Source organism: Hydrogenophaga sp. ANAO-22 (assembly GCF_042466645.1).
Taxonomy (GTDB): domain Bacteria; phylum Pseudomonadota; class Gammaproteobacteria; order Burkholderiales; family Burkholderiaceae_C; genus Hydrogenophaga.
Genome location: NZ_CP159956.1, coordinates 1,221,746 through 1,238,385, shown reverse-complemented (window position 1 = coordinate 1,238,385; position 16,640 = coordinate 1,221,746). Strand labels below are relative to the sequence as shown.

General features: G+C 64.2%; 16 protein-coding genes and 1 pseudogene. 2 read left to right on the top strand and 15 right to left on the bottom strand.

Annotation, left to right across the window (positions count from 1 at the left end):
* Positions 1–18: 18 nt before the first annotated feature.
* Complete coding sequence (locus ABSY19_RS05780) at positions 19–1,029, bottom strand: Bug family tripartite tricarboxylate transporter substrate binding protein (protein ID WP_382160008.1); 1,011 nt, start codon at positions 1,027–1,029, stop codon at positions 19–21.
* Between the two features lie 71 nt (positions 1,030–1,100).
* Positions 1,101–2,294, bottom strand: coding sequence for a CaiB/BaiF CoA transferase family protein (locus tag ABSY19_RS05775; protein ID WP_382160005.1), 1,194 nt, complete (start codon positions 2,292–2,294; stop codon positions 1,101–1,103).
* Between the two features lie 228 nt (positions 2,295–2,522).
* Between ABSY19_RS05775 and ABSY19_RS05770 the strand changes: the two genes are divergently transcribed.
* The gene (locus ABSY19_RS05770; RefSeq protein WP_382160002.1) at positions 2,523–3,338 is read left to right on the top strand and encodes an IclR family transcriptional regulator; all 816 of its coding nucleotides are present in this window, start codon (positions 2,523–2,525) and stop codon (positions 3,336–3,338) included.
* Positions 3,322–4,116 (top strand): IclR family transcriptional regulator, encoded by a 795-nt coding sequence (locus ABSY19_RS05765; RefSeq protein WP_382159999.1) that lies wholly within the window; start codon positions 3,322–3,324, stop codon positions 4,114–4,116. The genes ABSY19_RS05770 and ABSY19_RS05765 overlap by 17 nt, the downstream gene beginning before the upstream one ends.
* A gap of 427 nt (positions 4,117–4,543) precedes the next feature.
* Here the strand turns inward: ABSY19_RS05765 and ABSY19_RS05760 are convergent, their stop codons facing one another.
* The 13 genes and pseudogenes from ABSY19_RS05760 to ABSY19_RS05700 all read right to left on the bottom strand — a co-directional run bounded on the left by ABSY19_RS05760 (position 4,544) and on the right by ABSY19_RS05700 (position 16,600).
* Positions 4,544–5,509, bottom strand: coding sequence for a Bug family tripartite tricarboxylate transporter substrate binding protein (locus ABSY19_RS05760; RefSeq protein WP_382159996.1), 966 nt, complete (start codon positions 5,507–5,509; stop codon positions 4,544–4,546).
* Positions 5,510–5,545: 36 nt separating this feature from the next.
* Positions 5,546–5,926: a Zn-ribbon domain-containing OB-fold protein gene (locus tag ABSY19_RS05755; protein ID WP_382159994.1), complete on the bottom strand. Its 381-nt coding sequence runs from the start codon at positions 5,924–5,926 to the stop codon at positions 5,546–5,548.
* Positions 5,923–7,059, bottom strand: coding sequence for a thiolase family protein (locus ABSY19_RS05750; protein WP_382159991.1), 1,137 nt, complete (start codon positions 7,057–7,059; stop codon positions 5,923–5,925). Before ABSY19_RS05750 ends, ABSY19_RS05755 begins: the two co-directional genes overlap by 4 nt.
* 2 nt (positions 7,060–7,061) lie before the next feature.
* Positions 7,062–9,170, bottom strand: coding sequence for an acetate--CoA ligase family protein (locus ABSY19_RS05745; protein ID WP_382159988.1), 2,109 nt, complete (start codon positions 9,168–9,170; stop codon positions 7,062–7,064).
* A gap of 27 nt (positions 9,171–9,197) precedes the next feature.
* Positions 9,198–9,536, bottom strand: coding sequence for an aconitase X swivel domain-containing protein (locus ABSY19_RS05740; protein ID WP_382163699.1), 339 nt, complete (start codon positions 9,534–9,536; stop codon positions 9,198–9,200).
* Complete coding sequence (locus ABSY19_RS05735; RefSeq protein ID WP_382159985.1) at positions 9,454–10,902, bottom strand: aconitase X; 1,449 nt, start codon at positions 10,900–10,902, stop codon at positions 9,454–9,456. Before ABSY19_RS05735 ends, ABSY19_RS05740 begins: the two co-directional genes overlap by 83 nt.
* Positions 10,889–11,392 (bottom strand): PaaI family thioesterase, encoded by a 504-nt coding sequence (locus tag ABSY19_RS05730; protein WP_382159982.1) that lies wholly within the window; start codon positions 11,390–11,392, stop codon positions 10,889–10,891. The genes ABSY19_RS05735 and ABSY19_RS05730 overlap by 14 nt, the downstream gene beginning before the upstream one ends.
* Positions 11,385–12,935 (bottom strand): class I adenylate-forming enzyme family protein, encoded by a 1,551-nt coding sequence (locus ABSY19_RS05725; RefSeq protein WP_382159979.1) that lies wholly within the window; start codon positions 12,933–12,935, stop codon positions 11,385–11,387. The genes ABSY19_RS05730 and ABSY19_RS05725 overlap by 8 nt, the downstream gene beginning before the upstream one ends.
* Positions 12,932–14,182: an acetyl/propionyl/methylcrotonyl-CoA carboxylase subunit alpha gene (locus tag ABSY19_RS05720; protein ID WP_382159976.1), complete on the bottom strand. Its 1,251-nt coding sequence runs from the start codon at positions 14,180–14,182 to the stop codon at positions 12,932–12,934. The genes ABSY19_RS05725 and ABSY19_RS05720 overlap by 4 nt, the downstream gene beginning before the upstream one ends.
* A gap of 125 nt (positions 14,183–14,307) precedes the next feature.
* Positions 14,308–14,672: pseudogene (locus ABSY19_RS05715) on the bottom strand (tyrosine-type recombinase/integrase); the annotation flags it as partial.
* Between the two features lie 321 nt (positions 14,673–14,993).
* Positions 14,994–15,569, bottom strand: coding sequence for a hemerythrin domain-containing protein (locus tag ABSY19_RS05710; protein ID WP_382159973.1), 576 nt, complete (start codon positions 15,567–15,569; stop codon positions 14,994–14,996).
* 1 nt (position 15,570) lies between these two features.
* On the bottom strand, positions 15,571–15,975 hold the full coding sequence (locus ABSY19_RS05705; RefSeq protein WP_382159970.1) for a ribonucleotide reductase subunit alpha: 405 nt from the start codon (positions 15,973–15,975) through the stop codon (positions 15,571–15,573).
* Between the two features lie 13 nt (positions 15,976–15,988).
* Positions 15,989–16,600, bottom strand: coding sequence for a nitroreductase (locus ABSY19_RS05700; protein WP_382163698.1), 612 nt, complete (start codon positions 16,598–16,600; stop codon positions 15,989–15,991).
* Between the last annotated feature and the right edge of the window lie 40 nt (positions 16,601–16,640).

The following is a 16,640-nucleotide window of genomic DNA, read 5'->3' as shown; positions in this document are numbered from 1 at the left end:
CTTGTGTACGAAACTGCTTCAGTTCTTTAGCGAGATATTCAGTTGACGAGTGAGTCTTGTGAGCTTCTCACGTTGCCCGAGCAGGAAGGTCGCGGCCTCCGCTGCAGTGGTGGGCTCGGCTTCGATGCCCATGGCCAGCAGCCGCTCCTTGACGTCAGGCAAAGACAACACCTCCCTCACATGACGGTTCAGCGTTTCCAGCACCGGACCTGGCGTCGCAGGTGCTGCCACGAGCATGAACCACACGGTGAGACCTTCGATGTCCGGCGTGAGCCCTGCCTCGGCGCCTGTGGGCACGTTCGGCTGCGAACTGAAGCGGCGCGGTTCGGAAACAGCCAGCAGACGCACGCTGCCACGCTCGACCATGCCTCTCACTGAGGCGTAGTCAAGCATGGCGAAGTCGATTTCGCCAACGCCGAGGGCGACGGCGGTTGGTGCGTTTCCCTTGTAGACGACCTGTACAGGAGAGATGCCGATAGAGCCTGCCAAGGCCACCGCCGAAATGTGCGGATTGCTGCCAATTCCACCATGGCCCAGCACCATCTTGTCGTTGTTCGCCTTGGCGTATCGAATGAATTCGGCTACGTTGCTGACAGGCAGGCTGCTGCGCACTGCGAGAAAAGACGGTGCCCTGCCCAGCATGCTGATCGGAGCGAAGTCTTTCCCCGGCAAGAAGGAGTAGTTGTCCAGCACGAGGGGGAACGCTGCGGCGACCGCATTGGCGATTCCAAGGGTGTGTCCGTCAGGCGCTGCCTTGATCGCTGCGTCCATGGCAACGCGGGTAACGGCCCCGGGTTTGTTTTCCACGATGAAAGGCTGGCCCAGTCGTTCGGACAACCGCTGGCCAATCAGGCGCGCCACCGTGTCGGTGCTGGCGCCTGCCTGCTGGCCGACGATGAGCCGAACCGGTCGCTCCGGAAAGCCCTGCGCTCCAACCGCGCCCACAGTAGACGCCATCAGCGCGAGCAGCAGCATGCGAGCGAATGGCCGGCGGTGGGCGAACAAATGAGTGGTCGAGTGCGCGATCATGTTGTATCTCCAATAGTCGTGGTAAGTTTCGCTAGGCCTTTTAGGCTGGTCATGCCACCGGTGAGGCGTCGCTAGACGACGCCCGCAGCCCTGAGCGCCGCCAGCTCTTGACCTGTGATTCCGAGATCGCTGTACACGTCCTCGTTGTGGCGCCCCAATGCCATGGCGGTCGAGGTCACATGACAAGGGTCGCGGGTGAACCGGGGAACCACGTCCTGCATGCGAACGTGACCGAAATCCTCATCGGGCACCCGCCGCAGGAATTCCCTGGCCTGAACTTGAGGGTCGGCGAAGATCTGGTCCACCGAATAGATGGGGGCCACGGTGCCGTGGGCGGCATGGAAGGCCGACAGGATGTGTTCCAGGGTGTGCGCAGCGAACCATTCCGCAAAGATGGCGTTCACCTTCTCAGCGTTCTGAACGCGGTCGGGATTGCGGCGAAAGTCTTGATGCTCAAGCAGTTCAGGTCGTCCGATCGCTCTGCAGTTGTTCGCGAACAAGGCATCGGTGCTTCCCGCCAGCGTTACCCAGTGGGCGTCCGCCGTGCGGAAAACGCCGGCCGGTGACGAGTATTGATTGACGTTGCCCGACCGCTCGTGAACTTCGCCCAACTGGTCATACCGAATCGCCAACACTTCAAGCAGTTTCAACACCGATTCGGTCAGCGACAAATCAATCTCTTCGCCCGGCGCCTGTGGGTCGTTGGCCCGCTTCCACAGTGCGGCGAGGATTCCCACCGCGCCAAACAGGCCGCCGATGGAATCACCGATGGGGTAGCCCGCATGCATGGGTTCTTTGTTCGCCTCTCCGCTGATGTAGGCGAGACCGCCCATTGCCTCAAAAATCCGGGCGAAGCCAGGACGTTGACGATATGGTCCGGTCTGACCGAAGCCCGTGACCCTCAGGATCACCAGTCGCGGTTGGATCGACCACAGCGTGTCGCGGTCGAGCCCCCAAGTGTCCAGAGTGCCCGGGCGGAAGTTCTCCACCAACACATCGAACTTCGGCAGCAGTCGCCTGAAAACGGCCACGCCTTCCGGTTTGCGCAAATCCAATGTGATGAACTTCTTGTTGCGATTGATCACCTTCCACCACAAAGGCTTACCCTCTTTGAACGGCGGAAACGCCCGCGCGCCGTCGCCAGCGGGCAACTCCAGCTTGACGACATCCGCGCCGTAGTCAGCCAGCAGCGAGGCCGCGGATGGGCCCGCGATGATCGTGGCGATGTCGAGGACCCGCAGCCCCTTGAGCGGACCATCACTCATTGCGTTGCCCGTGCATTCGACGAACAGGCTACGGTGTTGCCCCTCGTCGTGAACGTACGAGCCGAGGCGGGGAGAGCCGCCATATGGTGTCGATGGAGGTGCGCGTTCCGAAGCATTCTCTAGGTCCTTTGTGTCTGAACTGGAATGAAGGAACTCTAAGTTGCATCCCAGGTGCGCACTGGAACTGTGTTGCTATGTTAAATTGATGCCGATTATTGAGGAGATTCCATGGCATTCATCGAGGAGCCGCGTCATCAGATGTATGCGACGAGTCTTGCGAATGGCATGTCTGTTCTTGCTGCTTTCACTGCTGCGGAGCCGGCCTTGAGCAATGCCGCGCTGGCAAAAAAGACAGGGCTGTCCCGAAGCACGATCACGCGCCTGACATACACATTGACTGAACTGAGGTTGCTGCGGTTCGATACGGAAGTGCAGCAGTACCGCATTGGTTCGGCGGCTTTGTCCGTGGCCTACCCGTTCCTGGCGAGGCTAAAGATCCAGCACGTCGCTTTGCCACTCATGCAGGCGTTTGCGCATCAACAGAACGTTTCGGTATCCCTGGGAATGCGCAGCCGCGACAGCATGATCTACGTTGAAAACTACCGCGCCTTCGAAGGACTTGAGTTTCGCCCCGACGTCGGTGCCACACTTCCACTGTTGAGAACAGCGATGGGTCGTGCCTGGCTTTCGGCCCAGCCCCGTGCGACGCACGCGCAAGCGTTGCGTGAACTCAAACGGCTACAACCGCGCGACTGGAAGCGCTACCGCCCTGCGTTGCAAGAGGCCCTGGCAAGCTGCGCATCGCGCGGCTTCTGCATTTCCCATGGCGACCTCCACGAGAGCATTCATGCTGTTGCCGTGCCACTCCGCACGAGGGTCGATGGAGAATCCGTTGTACTCAACTGCGGAATTCCCGCAACCATTTTGAAGCCCGGGCTGCTGGAGCGGCGTATCGGTCCAGGGCTCCTCGCTCTCGGACACCGGATTGACGCCGCAATGGATGCGTTGCTCGCGGAAAGTCAAAACAGTGACGAACAAACTTAAAGACAAGCAATTCGCCACTACTCTGGCGCGCGGTGTCGAGTTGCTCCAGTGCTTCGGCTCTGGCGATGGAAGCATGGGGAACGGGGACCTCGTCGCATTGACTGGGATCGATAAGGCGACTGTCGCAAGGCTTACATTCACGCTCACGCGTCTGGGGTACTTACACCATGATCGGAAGCGGCGAAAATACCGCCTTGGCCCCGCAACGCTGACGCTGAGCTATTCTTTGTTGGCAAGCATGACGGTGCGACAGCTAGCCCGCCCCTTTATGCGTCAGTTGGCCCTTGAGGTCGGCGGTATGGTTGGCATTGGCATTCGACAAGGCGCGGACATGCTATATGTGGATGCGATGCGTGGCATCGACGGACCACCTCCAGTGATAGATCGTGGCATGGCGATTCCACTGCTGACAAGTGCAATGGGCAACGCTTGGTTGGCATCAGCCACTCCGACGGAGCGCGCAGAAGCAGTCAATGTGCTGCGAGTGAAGTATCCATCAACGTACGCAACTGACGGTCACAGAATCGAAAGCGCCCTGCGAGAATTTCGCAGCAGGGGATATTGCTCGAGCGAAGGGCACTTGAGGAAGAGTCGACTTTCCGTCGCCGTACCCTTGCACCGGATATCTGTCGGTGCGGAGATCGTGGTCTTCAATTGCGCTGTATTGTCCGATGTAGATTCAAAGGAGCAGCGAGTACAACTCCACCGCTCGCTTGGTGAGAAATTGCTTGAAATGCTGGGCGCGATTGAAAGGGCGGCTGGGATAAGCCGGCTATGAGGAGCAATCAGGTTGGTGTGATTTTCAAGACTCTGACTACTTGTCGACAGCAGTTGAATTGTGATCGAGTGAATAGGAAAGGGGGCTACTTCGCCGCCAGCAAGGTGTGGCCATCGGGCGTACTGCTCTTCACGGCCATGAAGCCGATGTTGCTGGCCGCACCGGACGAGACTCGACGACCACGGGCTATTTCCAACGCACGGCCAAGTAGTCGGCAAGAATCAGAGCAAACCCATCAACGGCCCCGCCCGCAGGGGCCGGAACGACGATCCGAACGGGCTTGGTGGGAAGGTCGGGTTGTGCGCTCAGCGGGCTTACCAGCAGCAGGGCGAACGCACCAACATCAGGATTGAAAACTTTTTCTTCATTGAATTCTCTTCAAATTTCTCGCAGGGGAACGGACAACCGGTTGAGTGGGCGGGGCGTTTCAATCGGCCTTGATGCCGGAGGCATTGACCAGCCGGCGCCAAGCGTCGACCTCCGCGCGGATCACGTCGGTCGTGGCGCTCGGGCCGCGGAACATAGTGGTGCCGCCGTTGGTCTGCACTGTCTTCACAAACGCCGGGTTGGCGGCCACGCGCTCGAGTTCCTGCGCAAGGCGCTGCAAGATGGGCGCCGGCGTTCGTGCCGGCGCCAGCAAAGCGAACCAGGACGAGCCTTTCAGTTCCCCCATTCCCGCCTCCGCTGTCGTCGGCACGTTGGGCAGCGCGGGACTGCGTTTGTCTGCGGTTGTGGCAAGACCCACCAGCTTGCCCGCCTGGATGTAAGGCACGGCGACGCCAATGGACAGCGCCATCATGTCGACGCGTCCGCCGATCAGGTCTGCCATCGCTTGAGGCTGCCCCCGATAGGGAATGTGCACCATGAACACGCCTGCCTGCCGCTTGTAGGACTCGCCGATCAGATGAAGCAGGCTGCCGTTGCCCGAGGAGGCGTAGCTGAGTTGGCCCGGCCGACTTTTGGCCAGCGCCGAGAACTCCCTCAGGGTGCGCACACCCAGAGTGGCTGGCACCGCGATCACACTTGGGACATCGGCGATGGTGGCAACCGGCGCAAAGTCGGCGATCGGGTCGAATGGCAGTTTGCCCATGGCCGGCAAGATGGCGTGGCCGACGGTGGCCAGCACCAGGGTCAGGCCATCGGGCGCCGACTTGTCAACCAGATCGGTTCCTAACGCGCCGCCCGCGCCGGGGCGGTTGTCCACTAGCACCGGCTGCCCCAGGCGGGCCGACAAGAGCTCGGCCAAATCGCGGCCGATAATGTCGACGATGCCCCCGGCGGGAAAGGGCACGATGAGCCGCACAGGTTTCTGCGGGTATGCGTCCTGGGCGAGTGCGCTGACCGAGGTGATGGCGAGCGCTGCCGCGAGGCACTTGAGGATTCGACGTCTCATGCTTGTCTCCTTAATATCTTTCGGTTGATTCAAAGTTCAGTCGGCGGGTGCCGGTGTGAAGAGCGGTGCGAGCGCACCATCGAACTCGCGAAACTTCGCCACCACCGGGTCGCCGATGCGCACGCCAGCGGTGGCGTGTGCCAGCATGCGAAAGCCTTCGGCGCAGTCGATCAAGGCAACGGTGTAGGGAAGCGCCGCGCGCAGACTGTCGGTCGGTGCGCGCAGGACCGTGGTGACGGCGTACACCGTGCCTCGACCTGAGGCCGTTTTCGTCTCAGGCCCGTCAGCGCCGCAATGGGGGCACATGGGCCGTGCAAAGTACCAGCGCTGGCCGCAAGCGTGGCATTGCTGGTAGACCACGGCCGGTGCGCCGAGCGTCCAATCGGCGTCGGTCCGGCTGCTCTGGAGCTTGGTCATTGCGCGGCCTCCAGCACCATGGACACGTGCGAGGACATGATGCCGCCGTCACCGTGCAGCAGTGCTCGCCGTGCTCGAGCCACCTGTCGTTCGCCAGCATTGCCGCTCAGCTGCAAATGGGTTTCCACCAGATGGCCGAGCGAACCGGCGGCGCCGCAGTGACCGTAAGAGAGCAGTCCGCCGTGGGTGTTCAGGGGCAGTGGGCCGCCACGATCAAAGCGGCCTGCGCGCGCGTCTTCCGCGGCCTTGCCGGGTGCGCACACGCCGATCTGTTCCAGCAACACGGCTAGCGTGACCGTGAAGCTGTCGTAGATGCCGAGGTAGTCGATGTGAGCGAGCCCTGTGCCGGCTGCAGCGAGCGCTCGATGGGCAGACTCGCGCGCGCCGCTGCGAATCAGATCTTGCGCGGCGGTGGCGTGCTGGTGCATATGCGCCTGACCGCAGCCTGCAATGCGGGTGGGGTGGGCGCCCGAGGGCCGCCGGCTGACGATGACGGCCGCGCCCCCGTCGGAGATGGGCGAGCAGTCCAGCAGTTTCAAGGGTGTGGCGATCGGCTTGGAGGCCATCACCGTCTGCACCGTCAGTGCTTCTTTCAGGTGGGCGTGAGGATGGCACATGGCGTGCCGCCGCATCAGCACCGCGAATTCCGCCAGGTCTTCTTCGGCGAGGCCGTATTCATGCAGGTAGCGCGAGGCGAGCAGCGCATAGTAGGCCGGTACGTTCAAGCCCAGTGGCACCTCATAACGAGGGTGGCCCACCTGCGCCAGGCTCTGCACCGTGCTATCGCGCGTTTGCCCTGTAAGGCGGTTCTCACCCGCGATCACCAGGATGTGATCGACCACCCCCTGCTCCACCAGCGCATTGGCCAGCATGACCATGGCCAGACCCGTGGCACCCCCGTGCTGCACGCCATGCGCATAGTGCGGCTGCACCCCGAAGTGTTCGGCGAACACCGTAGCCAGCATCAAATGCGGGTGAGTGGTGCTGTGACCGCACACCACGCCGCCGATGTCGCTCCGCTCAAGTTCCGCCTGCTGAAGGGCGAGCGTGGCGGCCTGGCTCATCAGATCAACAGAGTCCAGGCCTTCGTGGCGGCCGAAGGGCGTGGCGGCGGCGGCTCGTATCCAGGCCACGCTCAGGCCTCCGGTGCCGACAGGGGCACTACGAGCGCATCGACCGCCATACCGCCGTGCGGCAGCGCGATGAAGGGGTTGATCTCGATCGAAGCGACGTGCCCCACATTGGCCACGATCAGATGCGACAGCCGCACCAGCGCGTCGGCCAGGGCCTGCTGATCCACCGGAGGCTGTCCACGCACGCCGTCCAGGACGGCAGCCGAACGGATCTCGCGGACCATGCGATAGGCTTCTGCACGGTCCAGCGGTGCGCGCCGGAAGCTCACATCCTTAAGCACTTCCACATGGATGCCACCGAGCCCGAACATGACCACTGGGCCGAACACCGGGTCCACCAGGCCGCCCAAGATGCATTCCACGCCGCCCTGGATCATGGGTGCCACCAGCACGCCGTCGATGGTTGCATCGGGGCGGGCCTGGCGCACGCGCTGCAGGATGTTCTCAAACGCGTTTTTCACCTCTTCTGCCTCGCGCAGGCGCAGGGCCACGCGGCCGGCGTCGGACTTGTGCGGGATGTCGTCGGACAGCACCTTCAGCACCACCGGAAATCCCATGGCAGTGGCAGCGTCGGCCGCCTGCCGGGCATCGCACGCGGTGGCGTGCGGCACCACCGGGATGCCGGCCTTTGCGACCAACGCCAGCGCCTGCCGTTCGGAGCGGTCCATTGGGGTCGCCAGGGGCATTGAAGCAGGTCGTTCGTGGGTGGGCGCAGACCGATCGAAGACCTCGCGCAGCCCAGCGAGTGCCGCCAAGGCGCGCACCGCGCGCGTGGGTTCCTCGAAGGCCATGCAGCCGATACCATCGAGGAAGCGGCGATTCTCGTCGTCGAACACGCTCACCACCGCCACCGGCAGTTCGGGGTGACGCTCGCGCACGGTGGACCAAGTGCCGGTGATGAAGCTGCGGTGCTGCGGCGTGATGCCGGTCACGGCCTGGAACGCAACGACGCTGTCATAAGTGCCGGAGTTGACCACTTCGTCCACCACGTCGGGAAAGATCGAGTGGTCGTCGAGTACCTTGCCGGTGAGGTCGATGGGCCCCGACGCGGAGCCATGGGGCACGCGCTCGAGAATCCGCTGCTGCAGCGGTTCCGGCAGCGTGGGCACCTCCATGTGGAAGCGCTCCGCGGCGTCTGCCAGTGAGACGGCGGCGCCGCCCGACATGCTCAGGATGCCGAGTCGACGTGAGCGCGGCAACGGGGAGACCGAGCAGGCGTACGCCACGTCGAACATCTCGTCGACATCGCGAGCGCGGTACGCGCCATGCTGGCGGAAAACGGCATCAAAAATCTCGTCGGCGCCCGCGAGAGCCGCGGTGTGGGAGGCGGCCGTCGCCCCGCCCATGGCCGACGTGCCCGACTTGCACACAATCACGGGCTTGCGGTGAAGGCGCGCCAGCTCGAGCGCGGCGGCCAGGCGTTCGCCGTCGCGCGCACCTTCCATGTAGCAGGCGATGACCTTGGTCTGTTCATCCTCGGCCAAATAGCGGATGCACTCCGCCAAGTCCACGTCGGCCTCGTTGCCAGTGGAGGCGAACAGGCTGATGCCGATGCCGCGTTCGCGTGCACGCACCAGCGCGAACACACCGAAGGCACCGCTGCCGCTGACCACGGCCACGTTGCCGGGCTTGAGCGCACCAGAATGCAGTAGGGGACTGAACGTGGCGTAAGCGCCAGTGTTCACGTTCATCATGCCCAGACAGTTGGGCCCGAGCACGCGCATGCCGTGCTGTTGTGCCACGGCCTGCAAGCGCTCCTGTTCGCGCGCACCTTCCGCGCCCAGCTCGGCGAAGCCCGAGGCGAACAGCACGGCGGCGCGCACGCCGGCGCGTCCGCAATCGTCCAAAGCTTTGACGGTGGCCGAGGCGGGTAGCGAAAGAATGGCTAGGTCCACTGGCTGGCCGACGGCTGCGATGTTTTCGTAAGCGCGCAGGCCCTGGATCTCAGCGCTGGTCGGGTTGACCGGGAAGATCCGGCCCTGATAGCCGAACTCGCGCAGAAAGCGCACCGGCAAACCAGCGACCTTCTCCGGATTGCTGGAAGCGCCGATGACCGCGATGGAGCGGGGGGCGAACAGAGCATCTAGCCCTGCGTTCGTGGGATGTGTCATGGATACAACCTGGAGAAGTTTTGTGGTTCAAGGGCCGTGCACGGCTCGGTAACCCGCGGGCAATGACGCCGCGACAGGGGCGGTGTTGACAACCTCGTCCGCCATGCGCAGCACACCAGCGGCGGGGTCAATCTCGACCAGCGCGCCCGAGGACACGTCCTTAGTGATGTCGCTGTCGAAACCGGCCAGCAGGCAGATCCCCGCCAGCGCGGCCCCTTGCGCCATGATGGGATTGGCGCGGTTGAGCACAATCGCCAGCGGCAGCATGCGCCGGGCCTTCATTTCATGCAGCATCCAGGCGGTGGCGACACCGCCTTTGGCGCAGTCCAGGATCAGGATGCGGTTGACATACGACTGGCCATACAGCTTGTGCGAGGCACGAGAGAAAACACCTTCGAGCCGATCGAGGTCGTAGCGTGCGGAAAAGCCGTCGCTGGCCACCAGCGCCAAGCCACTCACCGGCGCCGACCCCAAGGTGTGACGGGCGCGGAATTCGCGTTGTGTCATTGCAGTTCTCCCGAGATGGCGGCCTGTACGCATTGCTCCATGGAGGCCAGCCGTGGCTGGTAGCCATAACCCCCAGGATGTTGACCAGCTTGGCGCTGTTGCTCGCCAGCCGCCGCCAGCCACGCGCCTCGGCCATCTCGCGGGCGTAGGACTGGTAGAAGCACATGCCCTGCAGCACGGTGCCGCCGGCCGATTCAATGGCCTGCGTGTAGCCGAAGCGGTCGGCATCGGGCTTGACCTGTGGGCTGGTGGTGACCAGCAAAGGAATGCGGAACGACTGGCCCTTGGCCAGCGCCGCCAGTTTGCGCAGCTCGTACAGGCTCAGTTGCGGTGCGGAGAACACCACCACATCCACGCTGGTATCGCCGTCGGCATAACCACGGCGGAACGCCACCAGCTCGCTCTCGTCCACAGTGTGGATGTCGCTCAGGCGTTGACCGCCGACGCTGGCCAACGTGGGGGCTTCGGGCGTCATGCCAACGACGTGGAACAGCGCAATCGAGCCGAAGCTCGCCATGGCCGCACCGAAGTGCTTGATCTCGTCGGATCCCGCTGCGCCCTCCAGGCCTTCGACCACAGGCACCTGGTCGTAGCTGCCCGTCTTGCGTCCGATCACCGCCCCCAGGGCACCCCATTCGTCCAGCGTTCGCGGCGTGTGCGTGACGCGAAAGCGGATGGTGGCCTGCCGCTTCTCGTCCAGATGAAAGCCATAGCGCGGCGTGCGGCCGGTCAACGCAGCGGAGAGCGCGGACGGCCCCCCTTCGTAGTTGGAACGCGCACCGAAAACCGAGTTGGCATAGATGACCACACCCGTGTCGCCATAAGCAACATGCTCGCCGCGCGTGGCCGGCAGCACGGTCTGGTAGTTGATGCAGGTGTCGGTCATCGCCACGCCCAGGCGTATGAAGGCGTCGATGGCGCGGCGTTCCAGTTCGACCATCCAGTCGGCCTGCCCCAGTTCCTGGGCATGCGCGAAGTCGGTGCCGCGCGGGTCGGTGATCGTGGGAATGCGCACCACGCCGCCCGCATCGGCCAACTGCTCCAGCCATTGCACGCCGGCCTGGCCCAGGCTCTCGGTGTCGGCCATGATGTGGGCCTGCGTCACGGGAACCATGTCCTGCGCGCCAAAGAACCGGCCCACGGCGAGTTGGTGTTCCATGGCCAGGCGCAGTGTCGCCCCGTGCTCCCCATGGAGCATGGCCTTCTCTTCGTCATTGAGTGTCATTGCATTGCGTTTCTGATAGGGCCGCCTGTGCGGCCGGGGCCAACGCGAGCGTCGCGCTCGCACTGGCGATGCGCTCGCCATCCGCGGCGAGCAGGTTCGCTTCGAGGAACCAGAGGCTGGCGCCCTTGCGGGCCACGCGGGCCGTGGCCTGCACACGTCCAGTCTGGACACCGCGCAGGTACTGCACCGCCAGGTTGGCAGTGGCCGCACCCCTACGTGCCAGGTGCTGCGCCAGGTGGGCCATCGCCACATCCAGCGCGGTGGCGATCACGCCACCCTGCAGCAAGCCACGCGGGTTGCACAGGTCCTCACGCACGTCGAACGCCACGGTGCAGGTCTCGTCGACATATCCGACCTCGAAGCCGAAGAAGCGGGCCAGGAAGAAGTGGCCGAGTTCCTGCGAGTGCGTGTCAACGGCCACATCGAAAGCCGCGCGCGCAGCCGCCACGTCGATGCGGCGGCCGGTGCGAATCGGCGTGGGCTCAAACACGGCGGGCCTGCCCGGTCCAGTAGCGATCGCGCACGGCGCGGCGCATCACCTTGCCGACCGAACTGCGCGGAAGTTCGTCCATGAAGTCCACGGTCTTGGGCGTCTTGACGGCCCCGAGACGGGCACGGCAGTTGGCGATCAACTCCTCCGCGCTGACGTGCTGACCGGTCTTGAGCTCCACCACGGCTTTCACGGCTTCGCCCCACTTCTCGTCGGGCACGCCGACCACGGCGCAGTCCTGCACGGCAGGATGGGCGAGGATGACCTGCTCGACCTCCAGCGGAAACACGTTGAAGCCGCCGCTGATGATCATTTCCTTCTTGCGGTCGCAGATGTACAAGTAACCGTCCTCGTCCTCGTAGGCGAGGTCACCGGTGTGGTGCCAGCCGAAGCGCGACACCTCGGCGCTGGCTTCGGGGTTCTTGTAGTAACCGCGCATGACGATGCCACCCTGCACCACGATCTCGCCGATCTCGCCACGTGGTACGAAATTGCCGTCATCGTCCATCAGCGCCACGCGCGTGAAGGGGTCGGGACGGCCGCAACTGAGCAGCCGCTTCTCATCAATGTTCCCGTCCCGATCCAGGTGTTCCTCCGGGCCCAGGTAGGTGATGCCTGCTGGTGCTTCGGTCTGGCCGTAGGCCTGTGTCATCACCTTGCCGAACAGGCCAATGGCCTCGGCCAGCTTGGCCGCCGACATGGGTGCAGCGCCGTAGACGAAGTACCGCAGCGAGCTGTAGTCGTACCGGCGCGCATCGGGATGCGAGAGCAGGGAATACACCGCCGTGGGCGGGAGGTACAACCACGACACGCGGTGGCGCTGGATGGCCTGCATGACCGCGTCGGCATCGAACTTGGGCAGGATGACCAGGGTGCCGCCCAGACCCATGTTGACGAAGGCGAACACCGACGCCGCGTGCGACAGCGGCGCGGCCGCCAGGTAGATCGGCGGTTCGTCGAAGTGCATGCGCGCCATGTAGTTCGACAGCGTCACCTCGAAGTTTCGATTGGTGTTCATCACACCCTTGGGCCGCCCCGTGGTGCCGCCGGTGCCGCGCAGCATGCACATGCCGTCCGGATCCCAGGGCAATGCAACAGGGTCGGAATTTTGCTGCGACATCCAGGTCTGCATGTCGGGGTGCTCACCGTCGACGCCGTCGATGCAGATGAAGTGCTTCACACAAGGCACCGTGGCCTTCACCTGGCGCGCGAAAGCGGCGAACTCCTTTTGATAGAACAACACGTGGACATCGAAGTGCCCCAGCACATAGAGGTGATCCTCTTCGGCGTTGCCGGTGTTCAACGGCACCCAGCTGCCGCGCGCCTTGAGAATGCCCAACAAGGCCATGAACGCCAGAGGGTGGTTGCGGCTGATCACGGCGCAGGGCGTCTCGCGCCCAACGCCGCTGCCCGCAAGGCCATGGGCGATGCGCAGCACAAGAGGGTCAAGCTCAGCATAGGTCCAGGCGCGGTCCTCGTAGACGATGCCCTTGCGCTGCGGAAAGTTGCGGACGTTCTTGTCGAAAAAATCGATCAGGTTCATGCGTGTGGTGCCTCTGTATTTTTCTTGTTCAAGCTGGGCAGAATGGTTTGCTCCAGCCACGTGGTGGTGACGTCGCCAGCGGCGAAGTCGGGGTGTTCCATCACCTGGATCTGCAAGGGAATCGTGGTGGTAATGCCGGTCACACGGAAGGCGCGCAGGTAGGCCAACATCTGCGCGATGGCGTACTCGCGTGTGGGACCGTGTGCGATCACCTTGGCCACCATCGAGTCGTAGAACGGCGGCACGAGGTAGCCTGGGTACACGTGGGTATCCAACCGCACCCACGGGTGGTCCGGTGGAAGCCACTCGCGCACCCGCCCAGGCGAAGGCCGAAAGCCATCGTGCGGGTCCTCGGCGTTGACACGGCATTCGATGGCATGACCGTCCATGCGAATGTCCTCTTGTACAAAGGAAAGCGGCAAGCCCATGGCAATGCGGATCTGCTCGCGAACGATGTCGATGCCGGTGACGGCTTCCGTGACGGGATGCTCCACCTGCACGCGGGTGTTCATCTCCAGGAAATAGAACGCGCCACTCGCCTTGTCAAAAACGAATTCCACCGTGCCGGCGTTGCGGTAGCCCACCGCGAGCGTCAGGTCGACCGCCGCCTTGGCCATGGCCTGGCGCATATCGGCCGAGAGCACAGGCGACGGCGACTCTTCCACGAGTTTTTGGTGGCGGCGCTGCACGCTGCAATCGCGTTCGAACAGATGGCAGCAGCGGCCGAAGGCGTCGGCGATCACCTGGATTTCAATGTGGCGTGCGTCCTGGATGTACTTCTCCAGGTAAACCGTGCCATCGCCAAAGGCGGCGAGCGCCTCGGCCTGCGCACTCGCGAAGGCGGCCTCCGCGTCCTGCGGCCTGTGCAGCAGCCGCATGCCACGCCCTCCGCCGCCAGCCGATGCCTTGATCAGCACCGGATAGCCGATCTCGCCGGCGCAGGTCAGCAGCTCGGCCACGTTGCCAATGCGTTCTCGACCCGGCAGTACCGGTACACCTGCGGCACGCGCTGCAACGATGGCGTTGATCTTGTTGCCCATGCGCTCGATGGCATCCGCGTCGGGGCCGACGAACACCAGACCCTGTTCGGCGCACAGGCGCTGGAAGCTGGCGCGTTCCGAGAGGAAGCCATAGCCCGGGTGGATCGCATCGCACCCCGTGCCCTTGGCGGCTGCCACCAGCGCGTTGGCATTGAGGTAGCTCTCCGCCGAGGGCGCTGGGCCCACGCAGATGGCGCGATCGGCCACCCGCGCAGCCCGCTTTGCACCACCAGGCGCAGTTCGGGGTCATCTCGGTTTTTTGGGAATCGTCGACAAAATATCAAAACGGGCCGAAACCAGCACGACGGGTTCAACCTACCTCCAGTGACAATCTAATTCAGCAGACTGGAGGCGGGGTTCTTGGAAAGCCCGTCCCGGCGCTGGTAGCCAAGCACTACGGCAACCGACTGGTGGCCTGCCATGGCCATCGTGTCAGCGATCTAGACGTTTTGCGCGGCGGCTTCAGTCACGAAGCCCGACCGCAACGAATGAGCAGAACACGCCCCTCCACCCCCGCCAATACACACCGCGCCTGAACGATGTCGCGCACGGAAGCTGCCGACAGCGGACCACCCAGGTGGCCGCCCTTGAGCACCCGACGGAAGAGGGCGCCCTCGCGGATCCCGCTTATGAATAGCCAATCTTCCAGGGCGGCACCAGCGGCACCGAGCACCGGCTTGTGGTTCTCGGGCCGATCGACTTGTGACTAGCGCTAGTCAACTTGCAGCGGCCGCATCATTGTGATGTTCTACGTGGTTGGGTTTCTTTGCTCAAGGCAGTAACGGAGCATTCGCGGGAATCTCGCCTCAGAGATTTGAGCTCTTCAAGAGGTACTGTGAATCGCCCCGGGATTGAAGCAACCGTACCTCTAGTTTTGAAAGTCCGGAATTCGGGGGAGACGTCACTCGACGCTATCCGAACAACGTGGAGGCTGGATCTGTGGACTTGACAACGTGTCCAGGGGCTGTGGTGGATCGGTGAGGGCCGAAGGTCTGACAAGACTCGGCAGGCCAGAGCGTCAACCGGGCTGCAATCCGCGGCGCCGCATCATGTCGGCGCTCATGGCCCGCAGGACATCGGGCGACAGGCTTGTCTGCGCGGCCGGGTACACCAGACCGTCCTCCTCGCTCAGATGGCGGTCGTACAGGCGAGTGAAGCCAATGAGCGTGGCCTCTTCGGGTGGGCTGAAGTGGGTCCAGCCGAGCGGGGGCGCTTGCGTCACAGAAGCCAGCGCGGCCCGGGCCTCCACCCAGACCGCCTCCATGTCGCGGTGGTCCTGCTGCAGGCGCTGCACCACCCGACGCAGCATGGCATCGTCGCCCGCCAGCAAGGGCGGGAACACATGCAATTCCTCGTCTTCGTGGTGCAGCGGCGCGGCCAGGTCGAAATACCGCATCACGTCGCGCGCGGCGCTGGCCACGCTCTCGTCCCAGCCATTCACCAGCACATGCTGCTGCAGCTTGGCCAGCAGGGCCAGCATGCGCTCGACGCGTTCGTGGCAGGCGCCCAGCATCTCGAACGGCGCCTCGAAACCCGCTGCGGGAGCGCGGTGCCCAGGCAGCATGATGGCGGTGAGCGGGACCGAGCTGACCATCTCAGCCCAGGGCCACGGCGTGGCCTTTTGGGTCGAACGGGATGAAGGCGGACAGCTGGCCGTGGCGGATCGCCTCCACCATGTCCTGCAGCGGCTGTTCGGCATCGGCACTCTCAGGCTGGCGGCCCGGCGTGCCGGCGAGTGCGGCGGCAAACACCATGCCCCAGGGCTGGCCAAAGGCTGCGGCTTCGCGCACCAACTGGTCGAACGAGTGGAGCTCGTCCAAGCCCTTGTCCACGCACATCTGCGGCACCAGCGCACCGCCCTCGCCGCGCTCGAATTCGAGGCGCTGGGCCGGCGTGGCGTCGTCGGGCAGCTCGACGCCGGCAAACACGAACAGCAGGCGTTGCGGCAGAGGTTGGCTGCGCGCGGCGCTCAGCAGGTCGTCGAAGGTTTGAATGTTCACAGGCTCTCCAGATTCAGTTGGCGTGGGATGTCGGCGCGGGGCCGAGCGTGCTGCAGTAATCGGCCACGGTCGGGCGCACGCGCGAGGGCCGGCGCGCGGCCACCGTGCCCACACTCAGGAAACACAGGGCGTGTTCGCCGGCGCTCAAACCGAAGCGCTGGCGCAGGGCCTGGGAGCCCAGCGCCTTGCCGCTGGTGAGCGCCGAGCCATAACCCATGGCGGTGGCCATGAGCAGCATGTTCTGCACCGCGCAGCCGGCCGAGAAGATGCGCTCGGCGAGGTCCACCGCGGGGTCGCCGCATTGCCCGTCCACCACCACCAGCAACAGCAATGGCGCGCGGTGCGCCTTCTCGCGCGCCTGGTCCAGCTGCTCTGGGGTGGCGCTGGCGTCGCGCTCGCGCAGCGCCTGGGCGAACACCTCGGCCAGCGACGCACGCTCGACACGCGGCACGATAACGAAGCGCCAGGGCAGCAGCTGCCCGTGGTCGGGCGCGGCGGCGGCCGCTCCCAGCAAGACCTGCAGCTGGTCCGCATCGGGTCCGGGCGCCAGCAAGCGTTTGGGCAGCACGGTCCGGCGCGCGTGGATCAGGTCGGCGGCGGCGCGAGCGCACTGGAGTTCCACCATCTCAGCCTCGCAGGCGAGGTGGGGCGGTCGGGAGAGCAGT